Below are 19,251 nucleotides of genomic sequence, written 5' to 3' on the forward strand. Positions count from 1 at the left end.
AAAATTGGCCGATAGAACAAAAACGGCATCGGCGTGGGATACCGGCGCCAAGCCCCGCGCAGGACGGCCGGAAAGTGCGTTTTGACGATGGTTGGCGACGAAAAACCACAAGTCGGCCGGCGTCCTCGCCAGCCGGCAGCCGTGCCCGCAAGCAGTGTGAAACGAGTGATACCCGCCTTCCCGGCGTGACGAGATTGACCGCGATGACACCCGACGTACCCGCTTCCCCCCTCGCCGAACCGGCGCCGCGGCGCATCCGCTTCGGCATCGTGCTGCTGCCGAACTTCACGCTCACGGCCTTCTCGGGTTTCGTCGACATGCTGCGGCTGTCGGCCGACGACGGCGACTACAGCAAGCCGGTGCGCTGCGCGTGGAGCGTGATCGGCGAGACGCTCGCGCCGGTGCGCGCGAGCTGCGGAATCCAGATCACGCCGTGGGAAACCTTCGATGGGGCCGAACCATTCGACTACGTGGTCGTGGTCGGCGGGCTGCTGCATTCGGGGCCGCAAGCCGGCCCCGAAACGCTCGAGTTCGTCCGCCGCGCGGCGGCGGGCGGCGCCACGGTCGTCGGGATCTGCACGGGGGTGTTTACGCTGATGCGCGCGAACGTGCTCGACGGCTACCGCACCTGCGTGAGCTGGTTCCACTACTGGGATTTCATCGAACGCTTCCCGAGCGCCGATCCCGACCTGCTGATCGCCGATCGCCTGTTCGTGATCGACCGGCGCCGGATCACCTGCTCGGGCGGCCGCGCGTCGATCGACGTCGCCGCCGCGATCCTGCTGCGCCACTTCGACCATGCGACCGTGCAGAAGGCACTGCGCATCCTGCTCGTCGGCGAGATGCAGAAAGGCAATGCGCCGCAGCCGCATCCGCCGGGCCTCGAGCCGGCCACGCACCCGAAGGTCAAGCGCGCGATTCTCCTGATGGAACAGCATGTCGGGCGCGCGCTGCCGCTCGAGGAGCTCGCGTGCAAGCTCGACATGTCGACCCGCCAGCTCGAGCGGCTGTTCAAGGCCGAGACGGGCAAGAGCCCGCAGGCGTTCGCGAAGCAGGTGCGGCTGCGCACGGCCGCGTGGCTGCTGACCAGCTCCGACCGCACCGTCGCCGATATCGCGTCGAGCTGCGGGTTCGCCGACGCGTCGCACCTCGGGCGCGAATTCCGCAAGCAGTTCGGCGTGCCGCCGGCGACCTATCGCGAGCGCGGCGGGGAAGTCACGGAAGCCGGTGTGCCGGTGACGGCCGATCCCGATCCCGTCGAAGACATCGCCGACTGACGACGATCGCGCGCCGCCGCCGGCGCGCGCCTCCCTCCTCCTGCCACGCGTTGAACCCCGCACGATCGCCACATTTTCACGGCGATTGGAACCGGTTCCAGCCAACTTAACCGATGTTGTCGCTCGTTAATCGAGGGTTATCCCGGATGCTGACGCACACTCAAATTTGTATGATGACCACATCACCTTACAAACCAGAGCGCCATGTTCGAGAAAATTCCCGCCCGTGCGATGAGCGACCACGTCGCGCAGCAGTTGCTCAAGCAGATCGAAGTCGGCAGTTTCTCGGCCACCGGCAAGCTGCCGACGGAAGCCGTGCTCGCGCAGGAATTCGGCGTGAGCCGTACCGTGATCCGCGAAGCGATCTCGCGCTTGAAGAACGAAGGCGTGGTCGAGCCGCGCCAGGGCAGCGGCGTGTACGTGAACCAGCACGGCGCGATCCGGCCGCTGCGGATCGACTACGCGGAAGCCGTCGAGGCGAGTTCGCTGCCGCACCTGCTCGCGGTGCGCCGCGCGATCGAGGCTGAAGTCGCGGCCGAAGCCGCGCTGCACCACACCGCCGACGACATGGCCGACATCGACGACGCGCTGCGCAAGATCGACGACGCGGTGGCCGAAGGGCGCGACGGCGTCGCGGAAGACGTCGCGTTCCACCGCACGATCGCGGCCGTCACCGGCAACCCGTATTTCCTGAAGACGCTGCAGTTCCTGAACCAGTACCTCGAGGCCGGCGTGAAGGTCACGCGGCGCAACGAAGCGACGCGCGAGGATTTCTCGCGGCAGGTGCGGGAGGAACACGCGGCGATCGCCGACGCGATCCGCGCGCGCGATCCGATGGCGGCGCGCAACGCGGCACGCACGCACATGTACAACGCGGCCCGCCGTCTCGCGGAAGCCGGCATCTGCTGATGACCGGTTGCTGAATGCTGAATGCGGCGGCCCGGGCCGAACCGGCGCCGTCGTTGTCCCGAACCTTTCCCGAATCGATCAAGGTTGACCATGTCACGAAATGTTGGAGTCATCGGCCTCGGCGCGATGGGCCTCGGCGTCGCCCGCTCGCTGCTGCGCGCGGGATTCCGCGTGCACGCATGCGACGTGCGCGACACCGTGCTGCAGGCGTTCGCGGCCGAAGGCGGCGTCGCCTGCGCGAGCCCGGCCGAACTCGGCGCGCAGTGCGACGTCGTCGTCACGCTCGTCGTCAATGCCGCACAGACTGAAACGGTGCTGTTCGGCGAGCACGGCGCGGTCGCGGCGATGAAGCCGGGCGGCGTCGTGATCGCGAGCGCGACCGTCGCACCCGACTTCGCGGTCGCGCTCGGCGCGCGCATCGAGGCCGCGGGCCTGCAGATGCTCGACGCGCCGGTGTCGGGCGGCGCCGCGCGCGCGGCGTCGGGCGAGATGACGATGATGACGTCGGGCCCCGCCGCCGCGTATGCGGCCTGCGACGATGTGCTCGCCGCGATCGCCGGCAAGGTGTACCGGCTCGGCGACGCGCACGGCATCGGCTCGAAGGTGAAGATCATCAACCAGCTGCTGGCCGGCGTGCATATCGCGGCGGCCGCCGAGGCGATGGCGCTTGGCCTGCGCGAAGGCGTCGATGCCGACGCGCTGTACGACGTGATCACGCACAGCGCCGGCAATTCGTGGATGTTCGAGAACCGGGTGCCGCACATCCTGAACGGCGACTACACGCCGCTGTCGGCCGTCGACATCTTCGTGAAGGATCTCGGCCTCGTGCTCGATACCGCGCGCCGCAGCAAGTTCCCGCTGCCGCTGTCGGCCACCGCGCACCAGATGTTCATGAGCGCATCGAGCGCCGGCCACGGCGGCGAGGACGATTCCGCCGTGATCAAGACTTTCCCCGGCATCACGCTGCCGCCCGCCCGCTGATTCGAACGACGTTCCTGCCATGACCGCTTCCGCTTCCCGTCCCCTGCTCGGCTGCATCGCCGACGATTTCACCGGCGCGACCGATCTCGCGAACATGCTCGTCAAGAGCGGCATGCGTACCGTGCAGACGATCGGCGTGCCCGCCGGCGGCGCCTCAGTCGACGCCGACGCGATCGTCGTCGCGCTGAAGTCGCGCACGATTCCCGCCGCCGACGCCGTCGCGCAATCGCTCGCCGCCTACGAATGGCTGCGCGCGCAGGGTTGCCGCCAGTTCTTCTTCAAGTACTGCTCGACGTTCGACTCGACCGACGCGGGCAACATCGGGCCCGTCGCCGACGCGCTGCTCGATGCGGCCGGCGGCGGCTTCACGATCGCCTGCCCGGCGTTCCCGGAGAACGGCCGCACGATCTTCCGCGGCCACCTGTTCGTCGGCGACGTGCTGCTGAACGAATCGGGGATGGAGAACCACCCGCTCACGCCGATGAAGGACGCGAACCTGGTACGCGTGCTGCAGCGGCAGACGAAGTCGCCAGTCGGCCTGATCCGCTACGACACGATCGCACTCGGCGCGGCGGCCGTACGCGCGCGGATCGAGCAGCTGCGCGCGGAAGGTGCACGCTTCGCGATCGCCGACGCGCTGTCGGATCGCGACCTCCACGTGCTCGGTGAAGCGTGCGCGAACCTGCCGCTCGTCACCGGCGGCTCGGGTGTCGCGCTCGGCCTGCCGGAGAATTTCCGTCGCGCGGAATTGCTGCCCCAGCGCGACAACGCGGCCTCGCTGCCGCGCATCGACGGATTGTCGGCGGTGCTCGCCGGCAGCGCGTCGAAGGCGACCAACGCACAGGTCGCCGCATGGCGCGAAAGCCGGCCGAGCTTCCGCATCGATCCGCTCGCGGCCTCGCGTGGCGAACCTGTCGTCGACGAAGCACTCGCATTCGCACGCTCGCACCTGCCGCAGCCCGTGCTGATCTATGCGACCGCGACCCCTGACGAAGTGAAGGCCGTCCAGCAGGCGCTCGGCGTCGAAGCGGCCGGCCACCTCGTCGAAGGCACGCTCGCGGCGATTGCTCGCGGCCTGCGCGACCTCGGCGTGCGCAAGTTCGTCGTGGCCGGCGGCGAGACGTCCGGCGCGGTCGTGCAGGCGCTCGACGTGAAGTCGCTGCAGATCGGCGCGCAGATCGATCCCGGCGTGCCGGCAACGGCCACCATCGACGCGCGGCCGCTCGGCCTCGCGCTGAAATCCGGCAACTTCGGCACGGTGGACTTTTTCGACAAGGCGCTGCGCGCACTCGACGGAGCTGCATGATGAGCCACGAAGCGAAACTGCGCGAAGAGATCTGCGTCGTCGGCGCGAGCCTGTATGCGCGCGGCCACGCGGTCGGCAGCGCCGGCAACATCAGCGCGCGTCTGAACGACGGTTGGCTCATCACGCCGACCGACGCGTGCCTCGGCCGCCTCGACCCGAACGACATCGCGAAGGTCGGCCTCGACGGCCAGCCGGTATCGGGCGGCAAGCCGTCGAAGACGCTCGCGCTGCATCGCGGGATCTACGCGCGCAACGCGGAAGCGCACGGCGTCGTCCATACGCATTCGACGCACCTCGTCGCGCTGACGCTCGCGGGCGTGTGGCGCGACACCGACGTGCTGCCGCCGATCACGCCGTACTACGTGATGAAGGTCGGCCACATTCCGCTGATCCGCTATCGCCGACCCGGCGACCCGGCCGTCGCGGCCGAAGTCGCGGCGCTCGCCGACCAGGTGCGCGGCGTGCTGCTCGACCGCCTCGGCCCGGTGATGTGGGGGCCGTCGGTGTCGCACGCGTCGTATGCGCTCGAGGAACTCGAGGAAACCGCGCGGTTGTGGCTGATGACGAACCCGAAGCCGGATCCGCTGTCCGACGCCGCGCTCGACGAACTGCGCCAGACCTTCGGCGCGCGCTGGTAACGCAACGCGTCGCGCACGAATCACGCAGGACTACGCACCGATTTTCATGCCCGCCGTGTGCGCGGGCCCTTCCGTCAGCACACACATGATCCGGCGGCGTACGCGCCGCCGGCACACAATATCCCTGGAGACGACGATGACTGCTCTCGACGCGGCCGCAAGCCGCTCGCCCGCCGCGCCCGCCCAATCGGGCGAGCTCGACCGCACCTACAAGAAAGTTTTCTGGCGCATCGTGCCGTTCCTGATGCTCTGCTACGTGGTCGCGTATCTCGACCGCGTGAACGTCGGCTTCGCGAAGCTGCAGATGTCGCAGGATCTCGCGTTCAGCGAAACCGTGTTCGGCCTCGGCGCCGGCATCTTCTTCCTCGGCTACTTCCTGTTCGAACTCCCAAGCAACCTGCTGATGCACCGCATCGGCGCGCGCATCTGGATCGCGCGGATCATGATCACGTGGGGACTGCTTTCCGCGGTGTTCGCGTTCGTGAAGACGCCGACGCAGTTCTACGTACTGCGCTTTTTGCTCGGCCTCGCGGAAGCCGGTTTCTATCCCGGCGTGATCCTGTACCTCACGTACTGGTTCCCGTCGCATCGCCGCGCGAAGATCATCGCTGTGTTCATGTCCGCGATTCCGGTGTCGGGCATCTTCGGGAACCCGCTGTCGGGCTGGATCATGGAGCGCTTTCACGGCGGCTCGGGCTTTCACGGCTGGCAATGGATGTTCGTGATCGAAGCCGTGCCGGCCCTGCTCATCGGCATCGCGACGATCCTGTATCTCGACAACGGCATCCGCAGCGCGAAGTGGCTCGACGCGCGCGAGAAGCAGTTGCTCGAGGACGAAATCGCCGCGCAGCCGCAGGAACAGCAGCAGCACGGCCATTCGCTGAAGGCCGTGTTCTCCGACCCGCGCATGTGGTGGATGTCGCTGATCTACTTCGCGTTCGTCACCGGCCAGTATGGCCTCACGTTCTGGATGCCGACGCTCGTCAAGTCCACCGGCATCACCGATACGTTCCAGATCGGCCTGCTGTCGGCGATCCCGTTCGTCGTCGCGATCGTCGTGATGAACCTGTTCGGCCACAGCGCGGACAAGCGCCGCGAACGCCGCTGGCACCTGATCGTGCCGGCGCTGATGGGCGCGGTCGGGTTTGCGGTCGCCGCGTCGTACTCGCACAATACGGCGGTGTCGATCGTGTTCCTGTCGCTCGCGGCGGGCGGCGTGCTGACCTGCGCGCCGCTGTTCTGGTCGCTGCCGACCGCGTTCCTCGCGGGCTCCGCGGCAGCTGCCGGGATCGCGATCATCAACTCGGTCGGCAACCTCGCCGGATTCGCGAGCCCGTACGTGATCGGCTACCTGAAGGACACCACGCACAGCACGTCGTCCGGCATGTACGTGCTCGCGGCGATGCTCGTGATCGGCGCGATCGCCGTGTGGCTCACGCCCGCGAAACTCGTGAACCGCTGATTCATCATTCGACGCGGGGCGCCGTGCGCCCCGCCCCATTCATTCACAGGACCCGCTGCCATGCCCCGCTTCGCCGCCAACCTCTCGATGATGTACACCGAGCATGCGTTCCTGGAACGCTTCGCCGCTGCCTCGTACGACGGCTTCAAGGCCGTCGAGTACCTGTTCCCGTACGACTTCGCCGCCGAGGACATCCGCGCGCGCCTCGACGCGCACAATCTCGAGCAGGCGCTGTTCAACGCGCCGCCCGGCGACTGGGCCGCCGGCGAACGCGGGATCGCGTCGCTGCCGGGCCGCGAGGACGAATTCCGGCGCGGCATCGACCAGGCACTCGACTATGCGCGCGTGCTCGGCAACAAGAAGCTGCACGTGATGGCCGGGATGGTCGCGCCGGGCGCCGATCGCGCGCGCCATCGCGACACCTACGTGGCGAACCTGCGGCATGCGGCGCAGGCCGCCTTCGCGCACGGCATCACGGTCCTGATCGAGCCGATCAACCAGCGCGACATGCCCGGCTATTTCCTGAGCCGCCAGGACGACGCGCACGCGATTTGCGCGGAAGTCGGCGCGCCGAACCTGAAGGTGCAGTTCGACTGCTATCACTGCCAGATCGTCGAGGGCGACCTCGCGATGAAGCTCAAGCGCGATTTCGCGGGCATCGGCCACATCCAGATCGCCGGCGTGCCCGAGCGTCACGAGCCGGACATCGGCGAACTCAACTACCCGTACCTGTTCGCGCTGATCGACGCGCTCGGCTACGACGGCTGGATCGGCTGCGAATATCGCCCGAAGGCCGGCACGTCCGAGGGCCTCGGCTGGCTCAAGCCGTACCTGTGATTCAAGCATTCCCAAGAGGGCTACCAACATGAAAGTACTGATCACCGGCGGCGCCGGCTTTCTCGGCCAGCGTCTCGCGCGCAAGCTGCTCGAGCGCGGCGAACTGACCGGCCCCGACGGCCGGAGCGAGAAGTTCGACGAGTTGGTGCTGCTCGACGTCGTCAAGGGCAGCGATTTCGGCGATGCGCGCGTGACGTCGATCGTCGGCGACATCGCCGATCGTGCCGTGCTCGAAAGCGCGATCGACACGCAGACGGGCGCGATCTTCCACCTCGCGGCGATCGTCAGTGGGCAGGCCGAGGCCGATTTCGATCTCGGCATGCGGATCAACCTCGACGCATCGCGCACGCTGCTCGAAGTGTGCCGCGCGCGCGGCCATCGTCCGCGCGTCGTGTTCACGAGCTCGGTGGCCGTCTACGGCGGCGTGCTGCCCGACGTCGTGCAGGACGACACCGCGCTGAATCCGCAATCGTCGTACGGCGCGGAGAAGGCGATCGCCGAGCTGCTGCTGTGCGACTACGCGCGGCGCGGCTTCGTCGACGGCCGCGTGCTGCGGCTGCCGACCATCAGCGTGCGGCCGGGCCGCCCGAACGCGGCCGCGTCGTCGTTCGCGAGCGGCATCATCCGCGAGCCGCTGAACGGCGAGGAAAGCGTGTGCCCGGTGCCGGGTTCGACGCGGCTGTGGCTGCTGTCGCCGCGCGGTGCGATCGAGGCGCTCGTCGCCGGTTGCGAGCTCGACAGCGAAAAGCTCGGCAACAAGCGCGTGATCAACCTGCCGGGCCTGTCGGTATCGGTCGACGAGATGATCGCGGCGCTGCGCGAGGTCGCCGGCGACGACGTCGTGAAGCTGATCCGCCATGCGCCGGACGAACGCGTCGAGAAGATCGTCGGCAGCTGGCCGGGCCGCTGGGACACGACGCGCGCGGAAGCACTCGGGCTGAAGGGCGACACGTCGTTCGCGGACGTGATCCGCAACCATATCGCCGACGAACGGCGTTGATGGCCGCGCAGCCCGGCGGGCAAGCGGCCGTGTCGGCACCGCCGCTGCCGGCCCGGCAGGCCGGCAACGTCGGGCCGCATCAGCGCTGCCCGGCGGATTCCCCGACAGGCAGCGACGCGCGCTTCGCGCCGGACGGCAGGCGCGAAGCGCCGGCCGCGTGCTGCCACGCCAGCAAGCCCGGCAGATAGAACAGCAGATCGCGCACGCGCCGCGCACCGGCCAGCGCCAGACAGGTCGGCGCGTCGAACCCGAGCAGCCCGCCGATCAGCACGAACCCGCCCTCCTGCACGCCCAGCCCGCCCGGCATCAGGAACGTGATGCTGCTCAGCAGCTGGATCAACGCTTCGATCGCGAGCGCCTGGGCGAACGTCGGATCGGCGCCGAGGAAATGCAGCGCGAGCCAGATTTCCAGCGCATAGCCGGCAAACTGCAGCGTCTGCCAGATCGCCAGATAGCGGACGACGATGCCCGTCTTCCGCCAGATCATCCGGATCGACTGATCGGTGCGCGCCGATTCGCCGACCAGCGCAACCACCTTCCCGCTCGTGATGCGGTTGAGCGCGCGCATCGCGCGCTCGAACGGCCGCGCATGCTGCACCAGCGCGAACAGCAGCAGCACCGGCACCAGCGCCGCCATGCCGATGGCGAGCTGCGCGGCCACGCGGGCGGCATCGGACGACACGCGCTCGAGCACGTAGCCGATCGCGACCAGCGCGAACACGAGCTGGCTGATCAGCGTCAGCTGCATGTCGGCGACGAGGCTCGCCACGGCGGTGGCCGGCCGCACGCCCGCCCGCCGCAGCAGGCCGAACGACACGATTTCGCCGCCGATCCGCGCGACCGGCAACAATCCGTTGATCGATTCGCGGATCCAGACGAGCCGCAGCATCGTCGCAAACGACGGCCGGCGCCGGCCCCGGATCAGCATCCGCCAGTCCCACGCATTGGCAAGCATCGGCAGGACATGGGCCAGCGCCGCGACCAGCAGCCCGACGCCCGCGGCCTGCAGCCGGTGCAGGATCTCCAGCGGATGCTCGCGCCAGATCAGCCACACCGCGATCGCCAGCCCGGCGAGCGCAGCCAGGCGTCCCGCATGCCGGAGCCGCGCGTCGCGACGCACGGACAGCCGGTCCGCGCCTTCGTCATCGAAATGCGTGTCGTGCGTCATGGTTTCCCCGCCGGCGACAGCAAGCCCTCGCGGTCGACGCGAAAGCGCGTGCCGCGCCAGACGACGTGCGACGAGAAGAAGCTCGACACGAAGATCAGGAACTGCAGCAGATCGACGAACGGCAGCCAGAGCGCGCCGCGCAGGCTCGCGCCGATCGCGTGCGCGGTTTTCACCATCAGCAGCGCCCGCGCGGCAAGCGCGGCCACCGTCAGCCCGCAGGCCGCGGCCGAGCCGCCTGACAGCAGCAGCGCCAGCAGCGCCAGCGGCACCGGATGCATCAGCACCGAACCGGCATGACCGATCCGGTCCGCCGCCCGGATGGTGCAACTCCAGCGCAATTCGTGCGCGTACAGCGTCGCGAACGTGTCGTCGACACACGCATGCCCGACGACGAACGGCGGAACCACGACCCGTGCCCCGATCTGCCGCACCGCTTCGCCAAGCGCGTGATCCTCGGCGAGGTGATGCGCGAAACGCGCCAGGCCGCCGATGCGTTCGAGCGTCGCGCGCGTGATCGCGATCGTCTGGCCGAAGCACGGACGCGCGCGACCGATGCAGAGCCCGGTAATCACGCCCGGCAAGAAATGGTAGTTCGTCATCGCGACGGCGACACCGGGCCAGAAACCCGGCGACGCGACGCCGCGGTACACGCTCGTCACGATGCCGACCTCCGGCTCCTGCAGCGCGCCGACGACGGCGCGCAGATAATCGCGGTCGACCACCACGTCGCTGTCGGCCAGGCAGAGCACCGCATGCTCCGCGTGTTCGAGCATGTTCACGAGATTGGCGATCTTGCGGTTGGGCCCGTACAGCCGTGCATCGGCGACGACCGTGATGTTGGCATCCGGATAGCGCGCACGCAGCGTCTCGACGGCTTCGAGCGCGGCGTCGTCCGCGTCATGCACGCCGAACAGGTGCTGAACCGGCCCCGGATAATCCTGGACGAAGAAGCTTTCGAGATGCTGTCCGAGCTGCCATTCGTCGCCGTGTAACGGCTTCGCGACGGTGACGCCCGGAAAATCGCGCGGCTTCGGCGCCGCGCGGGAAAAGAACCGGCCGACCAGCACGCTGGCCGAGATCGTGTAGGCCATGCCCAGCAGCACGCCCAGCCCGCAAACGAGCGCCATTGCCCGCGCCAGCGCGTGCACCACATGCAGCAAAACCATGCTTCTCCCCTGTGGTTTCCCGTACGACCGCGATGCCGGGGACCGGCCCCGCGCGCCCGGGTTCACCCGTGCACGCGGCCGAACCGATCTCCATCGAGCCGGCTGTGAAGGATGATCCCCAGACGTTACGCGCAATCAGATGACACGACTACCATGCGGCGATCGATCCCGGTCATGCGCGCATGGCCGCGGGCGAGCGCGGCCGTGCATGCCGCGCCGGCAACCTTACGGATCGACAGGATCGCCGTCGCGATCGCGTTGCTGTCGGCCGAATCCGTTCGGGTCGACGGCGCGCAGGCTTTGCCGGACAAATCCGTTGCGCGACCGCACGCTTAACGTTTCGTTAAGAATTCGTCCGTAGAATCCGCCGGAAGATACGGTCCCCACCGCTTGCCAGGAGCTTTCATGTCTACACCCGCCCGATATGACGGAGTCGCACGCCTTCTTCACTGGCTGATCGTGGCGCTTGTCGTCGCGCAGTATGCGATCGGCTGGACGATGCCCGACGTCCATCGCGATACGCAACCGGTCGGGCTGATCGCCGCGCACCTGATCGTGGGCACCGCGCTGCTTGCCGCGATGGCTTGTCGCGTGCTCTGGCGCGTGACGCATCGTCCGCCCGCCGACGAACTGTCGCCCACGATGCGCGCCGTGTCCGGCACAACGCACTTCGGGCTCTATGCCCTGATGATCGCCGTGCCGTTGCTCGGCTGGATCAATGCGTCGTCGCGTGCATGGGCCGTGACGCTGTTCGGCGTCGTCCCGCTGCCGGCGCTGTCGGCGGCCGGCTCGGGATTCGGGCACGCGATGGGCGACGTGCACGGCATCCTCGCGTGGGTACTGTTCGGCGGCATCTGCCTTCACGTCGCGGCCGCGGTCGCGCATCGTTTCGTCCTGCGCGACCAGGTCATGCAACGGATGATGCCCTGGTAATCCGGCCACCCGCATCCGGGCACGCCATCGCGGGCAGGCGTCCGGCATTGACGGATCGCGATTTCGTCTGCATCGCGGCTCACCCTGCGACCAACCTGCCCGCCCACCGGAATCGGGCAACGAGATGATCGCGGCGCCGCGCGAAGCGGCGCGCGATCGACGGCATGGCCGTCCGCGCGGTTCGACCCGGTCGCGTGCCGCGAACGGCATGCGGTTTGCCGTACCGCGAACACGACGGCCTGAAGACACACACGATCATGTCGGCACCTAGTTGTCAGTCTGTGCCGGCATGGCAGGAGCCGGCGCCGGCGCTGCGGCCGAAGCCGCCATCCTCGCCCGATCCTGCTCGGCAAGCTTTGCCTGCGCGGCCTGAATGTCCGCCGGATATTCGCCGTCGTCACCCTTCGACGGGTCGTACCCGGCCGCTTCCAGACGAATCAGCTCCTCGCGAACCTGTGCACGTGTAAGCGGCGCATTCGCTTGGGCGAATGCGGACTGACCGGAGATTACACCGATCATCAGTAGTGCGATACAAGTTTTCATCATGAACTCCTTCAATGTTTCGTGCCGATCAACCTTCGTGAATGTCGAGCCCGCCGCAGCGGTCTGCTACGTCAGCTTCCGAAATACGGCGTGCAGAAGCTCTCGGGACCCACGCACGCGGCCGGGCGCGGACGGGTCGGCTGCGCCGCCGGCCTGCCCGCGTCGGACGTCCCCGCCGGATCGCTGCCGACCGCGGTCTCGGCCTGATGCTGCGGCATCTGTTCGGCCTGCCGCTGGAACAGCGGGCTCACGTCCGGATACGACGTGTCGGTCACGAAGCGCAGCCCGTTGTTTTCAGCGTCGATCAGTTGCTGCCTGACCTGCGCGCGCGTCAGTGCCTGTGCCGACGCAGGCGACGCCACACCCGCGACGGACATCGCCGCTACCGTAGCGGCCACCAGCCAATGCTTATTCATGTTCCACTCCTTGTGAAGTCAACGAGACGACGTGCTACACCCCGTATGACGACGCAGGGTGGTCGTTTATTCCCGGAATCCCGGGCCGCGTGCACCGGACGTTCATCGCGCTGTCATTCTTTCGTCAGCCGGCGTAACCTGACGTAACGCAGGCCCCACCGCGCGTGGGGCAGACTGACGACACCTTGTGGATCGGCCCTCGATCATGTCCGTCGCTTACGACTATGCAGCCGGCCTGCTTCGCACGCTGTACGACCGCCATATCGACGGCGGCGCCGTACTCGACACGGCCGTGTTTCCCGACGCCGAGCGGTTCGTCCGTGCGTGGCCGGCCATCCGTGCGGAAGCGCTGGTCGTCGCGCGCGACCTGCCGCGCATCCCGCGCTTTCACGAGATCATGCGCGAGCAGCACGACATCTCGGCCAACGATGCGCGCGACTGGCGGATGTTCATCATGCAGGCTTACGGCCAGCCGTTCCCGCGCAACCTGTCGCGCTGCCCGACCGTCGAATCGATCGTCGCGGCTTCGCCGGACGTGCTGTCCGCGTCGCTGTCGTTCCTCGCGCCCGGCAAACACATCCCGCCGCATCGCGGGCCGTTCCGCGGCATCCTGCGCGGCTATCTGGTGCTGTCGATGCCGAAGCGCGCGGACGGCACGCCGGCCGCCGTGCTGAAGGTCGACGGCCGTGAATACCGGCTCGACGAAGGTCGCTTCCTGCTGTGGGACGATACCTTCGTGCACGAGGTGTGGAACGACAGCGACGAAGTGCGGATCGTTCTGCTGCTCGATATCCGCCGGCGCGACATGCCGCGCTTGCTGACGTGGCTGTCGAATGCGGTGATCGGCATCGTGCGGCTGGGGATCCGGGTGCGCGGGCGGTCGATTCCGGTTTAGCAAATCGCCCGTCACACGCCCGTCGTCAATCCTCCCGCGCGAGACGCGTCAGGACCTCCGCGAGCGCTTGAATCGCGGGTTGCGCGGCGCGCTGCGCCGGGTAGACGAGGTAGTAGCCCAGACCGTTGCGCACCACCTCCGGAAACGGTGTGACCAGCGTTCCGGCCGCCAGCCGATCCGCCGCCATGCGCGGATCGCCGATCGCGATGCCATGCGCCTGAGCCGCGGCCGTCAGCGTCAGTTCGAGCGTATCGAATACGAGCCCGGTGCCCGGATCGATCCGCGTTGCGCCGACGGCGGCCAGCCAGCATCGCCACTCATCGCGATTGCGCGCGGGATGCAGCAGCGTCGCATGCGCGAGATCGGCGATCGACTTCAACGACGCGCCTGCCTCGCGCGTACACATCGGCGTGAGGCACTCGTCGAACAGCGGAACCGCCACCATTCCCGCCCAGTTTCCGGTACCGCGCACGACGATGGCATCGACATCCGCGTCGGTGAAATCCGGTGTGTCGTCCGCCGATGTGTGAATGCGCAATTCGGTCCGCGGCAGCGCGTGATTGAGCGCCGACAGCCGCGGCAGCAGCCAGCGAATCGCGAACGTGGAAGGCAGGCGCAACGTGAGGATCGACGCGGCATGCGCATGGGCGTGCGCGTGTTGTGCCAGTTGCGCGAGCACGTCGACGGCCACCGTCAGCAACGCGCCGCCTTCCGGGGTCAACGTCAATCCCGAAGGATGACGGATGAACAACGCACATCGGTAGTGCGCTTCCAGTTGCTGCACCTGACGGCTCACCGCGCCCTGGGTCCGGCACAGATGCTCGGCTGCCCGGTTGAAGCTGCCGAGTTCGGCAGCGGCAACGAACGCCTGGAACGCCGTCAGCGGCGGCAGCGCACGGGTGAGGTCCGCCAGCGGATATGCGCGGGCGGCATACCCGGGTTGCGGATTATTCGTTTGTTCGGTCATCGCTGCATCGCTATCGTGGTTGAACCGGTTCGCGACGCCTGTCGCGGATGGCTCGTCAACAATCAGCGGAGAAATACCATGGTCTCGTCGTCCGACGCACTATACACGCGGCAGGTCGATACCTACCTGAAAGCGCTCGAACACGGCGACGTCGCCGCGATCTGTGCATTGTTTGCGCCTGATGCACGGATATTCTCGCCGTTTCTCGGCTGGATGGCGCCGCAGCCCTTCTTCGAAAAAGTCGTGGCGGCATCCGGACAAAGCCGCATCACGCCGATCGACATCTGCGTCAGCGCGACGGGGGCACGTCGGGCCACCGGCTATTTCATCTACGACTGGGGGCTGAAAGACGGTTCCGCGGTGCGGTTCGAATGCGTCGACGTATTCGAATTCGACGACGACGCGCGCATCGAGCGCATGATCATCGTCTACGACACGCATCCGGTGCGAAGTACGGTCGGCGACAAGTACGCATAACCGCGCGAGCGGGCGCGCCGGCCATTGCGCGGCGCAGCAACATGGCGCGCCGCCAGCCGTACGGCAACCTCGCTGCCGGCCCGATCGATCGCCTACACTACAGACCGTCCCCCCGCGCGGCTCCGGCCAGCCACCGCCATGGCACACCTATTCTTCGCGGCGTCGATCCAGCGCCATATCGACACACCCGAGCGCGACATCGACGCACGGACGCTCGGCGAAGCGCTCGAAACCGTCTTCGGCGAACAGCCGCGGCTGCGCGGCTATATCGTCGACGACCAGGGCGCGCTGAGAAAGCACCTGTCGGTGTTCATCGACGGCCAGCCGGTACGCGACCGGCAACACCTGTCCGATGCGCTCGGCGATGCCAGCCGCGTCTATGTCGTGCAGGCGCTGTCCGGCGGATAAAGGGACGCATCGTCACCCAAACAAGCGCCCGGACGCGCCCACAGGAGACACCCGACATGAACGATCGACTGCTCGTCGCGACCCGCAAGGGCCTGTTCGTGCTGCTCGCCGACGGCAACGGCGGCTGGTCGCTCGGCGAGCCGCACTTCATCGGCGAACCGGTCAGCATGGCGCTGGCCGACCCGCGCGACGGCACGCTGTATGCGGCGCTCAATCTCGGCCATTTCGGCGTCAAGCTGCATCGCAGGCGTGCCGATGCCGCGGAATGGGAAGAATGTGCGGTCCCCGTCTATCCGTCGCAGCCCGCCGACGAACCGCGCACCGACGTCAGCGCCCATGCCGGCGCCGGCGACGCGGACGACGCAGCGCCCGCTCCGCCGCGCCCGCCGTGGACGCTTCAGCAGATCTGGTCGCTGGAAACCGGCGGCGTCGACGAACCGGGCGTACTGTGGGCCGGCACGATACCCGGCGGACTGTTCCGCTCCGGCGATGGCGGTGATTCGTGGGTGCTGAACCGCGCACTGTGGGACCGCCCGGAGCGCCCCGAGTGGTTCGGCGGCGGCTACGATGCGCCGGGCATCCATTCGGTGATGGTCGACCCGCGCGATAGCCGGCACGTGACGATAGGCATCTCGTGCGGCGGCGTCTGGCAGACCTTAGACGGCGGCGCGACCTGGCGTGTCACCGCCGACGGCATGGAAGCCGATTACATGCCGCCCGAACGGCGCGGCGAACCCAACGTGCAGGACCCGCACCGCGTCGTCCAGTGCGCGGCCAATCCCGATGTGCTGTGGACCCAGCATCACTGCGCGATCTTCCGCTCGACCGATGGCGCCGCGCACTGGCAACGGATCGAAGCGCAGCCGTCGAGCTTCGGTTTCGCGGTCGCCGTGCATCCGGCCGACCCCGACACCGCGTGGTTCGTACCGGCGGTGAAGGATGCATGCCGGATTCCGGTGAACGGCCGGTTCGTCGTCACGCGCACGCGAGACGGCGGCCGCAGTTTCGAGAGCCTGTCGAACGGGTTGCCGCCTGCGCCGGCCTACGATCTCGTGTATCGACACGGGCTCGCGGTGGACGACTCCGGCACGCGTCTCGCGATGGCTTCGACGACGGGCGGGTTATGGACGTCCGATGACGGCGGCGAAAACTGGCGGCAGGTCTCCGCGCATTTGCCGCCGGTGTATTGCGTGCGTTTCGGGTAACGAACGACTTGCACGCTTCGCAGCGGAATGCAAGCGTCGGACCGTTGCCTCACCTACGCGGCGCGATCCGTGCGACCGCCGCGCGCGTCCGCGCGATTTCCGCTTCGAGCCAGTCGAGAAACCGTCCGACTTGCGGCTCGAGCGCGCTCCCGGGCCGGATGCCGCGAGCGCATTGCGGATCATTGCCGCCTCCTCGATCGAGATCGAGCAGTCTAACGGAGGGTCCGCGCGCCGCCCGCCGCCCTGAAAAAACGACAAAGCCGCCGAAAGCAGGACATCAGCCCTGCCTCCGGCGGCTCGAGATCGACATCGGGCTTCCGGCCGTAACCGGGAAGCCCGCGTGCGTCGCTCAGTGCACGCCGAGGTACGCCTTCACCGCCGGCAGGCCCGGCTTGCCGTCGAGCGTCGTCACGCCGGCCAGCCACTTGTCGAGCGATTGCGGGTTCGCCTTCAGCCACTCGGCGGCGGCCTTGTTCGGGTCTTCCTTGTTCATGATCGGCACCATCACGTGGTTCTCGATCGACGTCGTGAACTGCAGGTTCGACACGAACTTCGCGACGTTCGGGCAACGCTGCGCGTAGTCGGGCGGCGTGGCCGTCAGCACCTTCGCTTCGCCGTAGTTCGGGCCGAACACGTCGTCGCCGCCGGTCAGGTAATCGATCTTCATCTGGACGTTCATCGGATGCGGTTCCCAGCCGAGGAACACGATCCACTGCTTGTCTCGAATCGCGCGATTCACTTCGACCAGCATCCCGGCCTCGCTCGACTCGACCAGCTTGAACTTGCCGAGGCCGAACTGGTTGCCGTCGATCATCTTCTTGATCAACGCGTTGCCGTCATTGCCCGGTTCGATCCCGTAGACCTTGCCGTTGAGCTTGTCCGCGAACTTCTGGATGTCGGCGAACGACTTCAGGCCGCCCTGGTACACGTAGTCGGGCACCGCGAGCGTATATTTCGCGCCGGTCAGGTTGGGCGTACCGAGCACCTTGATCGTCCCGGCCTTCGTGAACGGCTGGATGATCGGGTCCATCGTCGGCGACCAGTAGCCGAGGAACACGTCGATCTGCTTGCTCTTGATGCCGGCGAACGTGATCGGCACCGACGCGATCGTCTTGGTCGGCGCGTAGCCGAGCCCCTGCAGCATCGTCGCAGCAAGGCCGGTGGTGGCTGCGATGTCGGTCCAGCCGACGTCCGCGAAGCGCACGTTCTTGCATACCGGCGGGTCGGCCGCATAAACCGCCGACATCGGCGCGGCAATCCCGATCCCGCATACCGCTGCGATCAATAGGCGCTTCATCTGTCTTCTCCTCAAAGTGACGTCGTTTTTCATGGAACGGGATCGATGGTTGAAACCGTGCGCCGCGATCCCGGCAGCGTCACGGACCGAATGGTTCGCGCGAGTTGCGTCAGCGCCCCGGCAGCCGGCGCTCGTAGCTCGGCGCGTGACCGAACTGCGCTCGGTACGCCTTGCTGAAGTGACACGGCGAATGGAATCCGCACGTCGTCGTCACGCGCGCGATCGACGCGTCGGTCGTGCGCAGCAGGTCGCGCGCGCGTTTCAGGCGCAGCGTCAGGTAATAGTGGGTTGGCGATACGTTCAGGTACACCTTGAACATCCGCTGCAGGTGCCGCTGCGACAGCCGCACGAGCCGCGCGAGCTCCTCGAGCGACAGCGGCTCCTCGATGTTCGCCTCCATCAGCCGCACGACCTCGATCAGCTCCGCGCGCGAGAAGCCGACGCGCGCATCGACGGGAATCGGCTGCGTGTCGGTCGAGCTGCGGATGCGCTCGAGAATGAACTGCTCGGACACCTGCGCGGCGAGCTGCTGGCCGAAGCGCATGCCGACGAGGTTCAGCATCAGGTCGAGCGGCGCGGTGCCGCCGGTGCAGGTGAGCCGGTCGCGATCGACGACGAACAGCTCGTCGGCGAACCCCACCTGCGGAAACTCCGCATGCAGCGCGGACAGGTTCTCCCAGTGCACGGTGCAGCGATAGCCGTCGAGCAGCCCGCCCGACATCAATGCATACGCACCGGTGCAGATGCCGCCCAGCGGCAGCCCGCGTTCGGCGAGCGTCGTGAGCGTGTCGCGCGCGCCGTCGTCGACCACATCGCGGATGCGGATGCCGCCGCATACGATCATCACGTCGGGCAGGTTCGTGTAGTCGAGCGCCTGGGTCGGCCGCACCGCGATGCCGTTGCTGGCATGCACGGGCGCGCCGTCGAGCGAATAGATCGACCACTGATAATGGTCGGCGCGTCCGACGTAGTTCGCCATCCGAAGCACTTCGACCGCGCTGGAGAACGCGATCATCGAGAAGTTCGGCAGCGTCAGGAAGCCGAAATGGGCAAGGGACGAAACCGGTGAAACGCGAGCGGCGGGCACGGCGGCAGCGGCGGCGGACGTCACATCGGGCTCCTGGCGAACGATTGGGCAGGTTGCAGGCAGCCAGCCCCGTGGCAAATGCCACGAAAGCCGGTATCGAATCGGGGGAGGCGGCCGGAAGGCGAACCGGCCGCCGGTTACTTACGCTTGCGCGGGGGTGACCTTCGCGCGAAACAGCTGCTTCAGGCCCGAGAACAACGGGGCTTTCGCGGTGCCCGGCGCGCGGCCGAAGCTCTCGGTGATGCGGTCGAGAATGATCGCGAGCAGCACGACCGACAG

The 19,251-nt window shown here is 67.7% G+C and carries 20 protein-coding genes and 2 pseudogenes; 13 read left to right on the forward strand and 9 right to left on the reverse strand.

Annotation, left to right across the window (positions count from 1 at the left end):
* Nucleotides 1–203 precede the first annotated feature (203 nt).
* The 8 genes from DIE23_RS31130 to denD all read left to right on the forward strand — a co-directional run bounded on the left by DIE23_RS31130 (nt 204) and on the right by denD (nt 8,410).
* Nucleotides 204–1,277, forward strand: a complete 1,074-nt coding sequence (locus tag DIE23_RS31130) for a GlxA family transcriptional regulator (RefSeq protein WP_124615640.1) — start codon at nt 204–206, stop codon at nt 1,275–1,277.
* A 204-nt stretch (nt 1,278–1,481) separates the two neighbouring features.
* Nucleotides 1,482–2,186 (forward strand): FadR/GntR family transcriptional regulator, encoded by a 705-nt coding sequence (locus DIE23_RS31135; RefSeq protein WP_059452152.1) that lies wholly within the window; start codon nt 1,482–1,484, stop codon nt 2,184–2,186.
* 90 nt (nt 2,187–2,276) lie between these two features.
* Entirely contained in the window at nt 2,277–3,167 is an 891-nt protein-coding gene (gene ltnD / locus DIE23_RS31140) for an L-threonate dehydrogenase (RefSeq protein WP_124615642.1), read from the forward strand.
* Between the two features lie 19 nt (nt 3,168–3,186).
* A complete protein-coding gene (gene otnK, locus DIE23_RS31145) occupies nt 3,187–4,473 on the forward strand; it encodes a 3-oxo-tetronate kinase (protein ID WP_124615644.1) in 1,287 nt (428 codons plus the stop codon).
* Nucleotides 4,473–5,111 carry an aldolase gene (locus DIE23_RS31150; protein WP_124615676.1) on the forward strand — a complete coding sequence of 213 codons (639 nt, stop codon included), beginning with the start codon at nt 4,473–4,475 and terminating at the stop codon, nt 5,109–5,111. The genes otnK and DIE23_RS31150 overlap by 1 nt, the downstream gene beginning before the upstream one ends.
* Before the next feature lie 136 nt (nt 5,112–5,247).
* A complete protein-coding gene (locus tag DIE23_RS31155; protein ID WP_124615647.1) occupies nt 5,248–6,573 on the forward strand; it encodes an MFS transporter in 1,326 nt (441 codons plus the stop codon).
* 60 nt (nt 6,574–6,633) lie between these two features.
* Nucleotides 6,634–7,410 (forward strand): 2-oxo-tetronate isomerase, encoded by a 777-nt coding sequence (gene otnI / locus DIE23_RS31160; protein ID WP_124615649.1) that lies wholly within the window; start codon nt 6,634–6,636, stop codon nt 7,408–7,410.
* Between the two features lie 28 nt (nt 7,411–7,438).
* Nucleotides 7,439–8,410 (forward strand): D-erythronate dehydrogenase, encoded by a 972-nt coding sequence (gene denD / locus DIE23_RS31165; RefSeq protein WP_124615651.1) that lies wholly within the window; start codon nt 7,439–7,441, stop codon nt 8,408–8,410.
* Nucleotides 8,411–8,489: 79 nt separating this feature from the next.
* Here denD and DIE23_RS31170 read toward each other — a convergent pair whose 3' ends face one another.
* Together DIE23_RS31170 and hpnI are read right to left on the reverse strand one after the other, a co-directional pair.
* Nucleotides 8,490–9,578, reverse strand: a complete 1,089-nt coding sequence (locus DIE23_RS31170; RefSeq protein ID WP_124615653.1) for a lysylphosphatidylglycerol synthase domain-containing protein — start codon at nt 9,576–9,578, stop codon at nt 8,490–8,492.
* Entirely contained in the window at nt 9,575–10,744 is a 1,170-nt protein-coding gene (gene hpnI, locus DIE23_RS31175; protein ID WP_124615655.1) for a bacteriohopanetetrol glucosamine biosynthesis glycosyltransferase HpnI, read from the reverse strand. Before hpnI ends, DIE23_RS31170 begins: the two co-directional genes overlap by 4 nt.
* 405 nt (nt 10,745–11,149) lie before the next feature.
* Here hpnI and DIE23_RS31180 point away from each other — a divergent pair, with 405 nt between their 5' ends.
* Complete coding sequence (locus DIE23_RS31180; RefSeq protein WP_124615657.1) at nt 11,150–11,677, forward strand: cytochrome b; 528 nt, start codon at nt 11,150–11,152, stop codon at nt 11,675–11,677.
* 267 nt (nt 11,678–11,944) lie between these two features.
* Here the strand turns inward: DIE23_RS31180 and DIE23_RS31185 are convergent, their stop codons facing one another.
* Both DIE23_RS31185 and DIE23_RS31190 read right to left on the reverse strand, forming a co-directional pair.
* Nucleotides 11,945–12,220, reverse strand: coding sequence for a DUF4148 domain-containing protein (locus DIE23_RS31185; protein WP_124615659.1), 276 nt, complete (start codon nt 12,218–12,220; stop codon nt 11,945–11,947).
* 71 nt (nt 12,221–12,291) lie between these two features.
* Nucleotides 12,292–12,636 carry a DUF4148 domain-containing protein gene (locus DIE23_RS31190; protein WP_124615661.1) on the reverse strand — a complete coding sequence of 115 codons (345 nt, stop codon included), beginning with the start codon at nt 12,634–12,636 and terminating at the stop codon, nt 12,292–12,294.
* 205 nt (nt 12,637–12,841) lie between these two features.
* Between DIE23_RS31190 and DIE23_RS31195 the strand changes: the two genes are divergently transcribed.
* The gene (locus tag DIE23_RS31195; RefSeq protein ID WP_124615663.1) at nt 12,842–13,531 is read left to right on the forward strand and encodes an aspartyl/asparaginyl beta-hydroxylase domain-containing protein; all 690 of its coding nucleotides are present in this window, start codon (nt 12,842–12,844) and stop codon (nt 13,529–13,531) included.
* A gap of 25 nt (nt 13,532–13,556) precedes the next feature.
* Here DIE23_RS31195 and DIE23_RS31200 read toward each other — a convergent pair whose 3' ends face one another.
* Nucleotides 13,557–14,498 carry a LysR substrate-binding domain-containing protein gene (locus DIE23_RS31200; RefSeq protein WP_124615665.1) on the reverse strand — a complete coding sequence of 314 codons (942 nt, stop codon included), beginning with the start codon at nt 14,496–14,498 and terminating at the stop codon, nt 13,557–13,559.
* Between the two features lie 78 nt (nt 14,499–14,576).
* Here DIE23_RS31200 and DIE23_RS31205 point away from each other — a divergent pair, with 78 nt between their 5' ends.
* The 3 genes from DIE23_RS31205 to DIE23_RS31215 all read left to right on the forward strand — a co-directional run bounded on the left by DIE23_RS31205 (nt 14,577) and on the right by DIE23_RS31215 (nt 16,588).
* Entirely contained in the window at nt 14,577–14,975 is a 399-nt protein-coding gene (locus DIE23_RS31205; RefSeq protein WP_124615667.1) for a nuclear transport factor 2 family protein, read from the forward strand.
* Between the two features lie 138 nt (nt 14,976–15,113).
* On the forward strand, nt 15,114–15,383 hold the full coding sequence (locus DIE23_RS31210) for a MoaD/ThiS family protein (protein WP_006749905.1): 270 nt from the start codon (nt 15,114–15,116) through the stop codon (nt 15,381–15,383).
* Nucleotides 15,384–15,439: 56 nt separating this feature from the next.
* The gene (locus DIE23_RS31215) at nt 15,440–16,588 is read left to right on the forward strand and encodes an exo-alpha-sialidase (RefSeq protein ID WP_124615669.1); all 1,149 of its coding nucleotides are present in this window, start codon (nt 15,440–15,442) and stop codon (nt 16,586–16,588) included.
* A 49-nt stretch (nt 16,589–16,637) separates the two neighbouring features.
* Here DIE23_RS31215 and DIE23_RS40465 read toward each other — a convergent pair.
* The 4 genes and pseudogenes from DIE23_RS40465 to DIE23_RS31235 all read right to left on the reverse strand — a co-directional run.
* Nucleotides 16,638–16,745, reverse strand: a pseudogene (locus DIE23_RS40465) (LysR family transcriptional regulator); the annotation flags it as partial.
* A gap of 192 nt (nt 16,746–16,937) precedes the next feature.
* A complete protein-coding gene (locus tag DIE23_RS31225) occupies nt 16,938–17,885 on the reverse strand; it encodes a choline ABC transporter substrate-binding protein (protein WP_124615671.1) in 948 nt (315 codons plus the stop codon).
* Nucleotides 17,886–17,994: 109 nt separating this feature from the next.
* Nucleotides 17,995–18,996: a GlxA family transcriptional regulator gene (locus tag DIE23_RS31230; protein WP_124615672.1), complete on the reverse strand. Its 1,002-nt coding sequence runs from the start codon at nt 18,994–18,996 to the stop codon at nt 17,995–17,997.
* A 117-nt stretch (nt 18,997–19,113) separates the two neighbouring features.
* Nucleotides 19,114–19,251, reverse strand: a pseudogene (locus tag DIE23_RS31235) (choline ABC transporter permease subunit); the annotation flags it as partial.

Origin of the sequence: Burkholderia sp. Bp9143 (assembly GCF_003853645.1) — a bacterium.
In the GTDB taxonomy this organism is placed as follows: Bacteria; Pseudomonadota; Gammaproteobacteria; order Burkholderiales; family Burkholderiaceae; genus Burkholderia.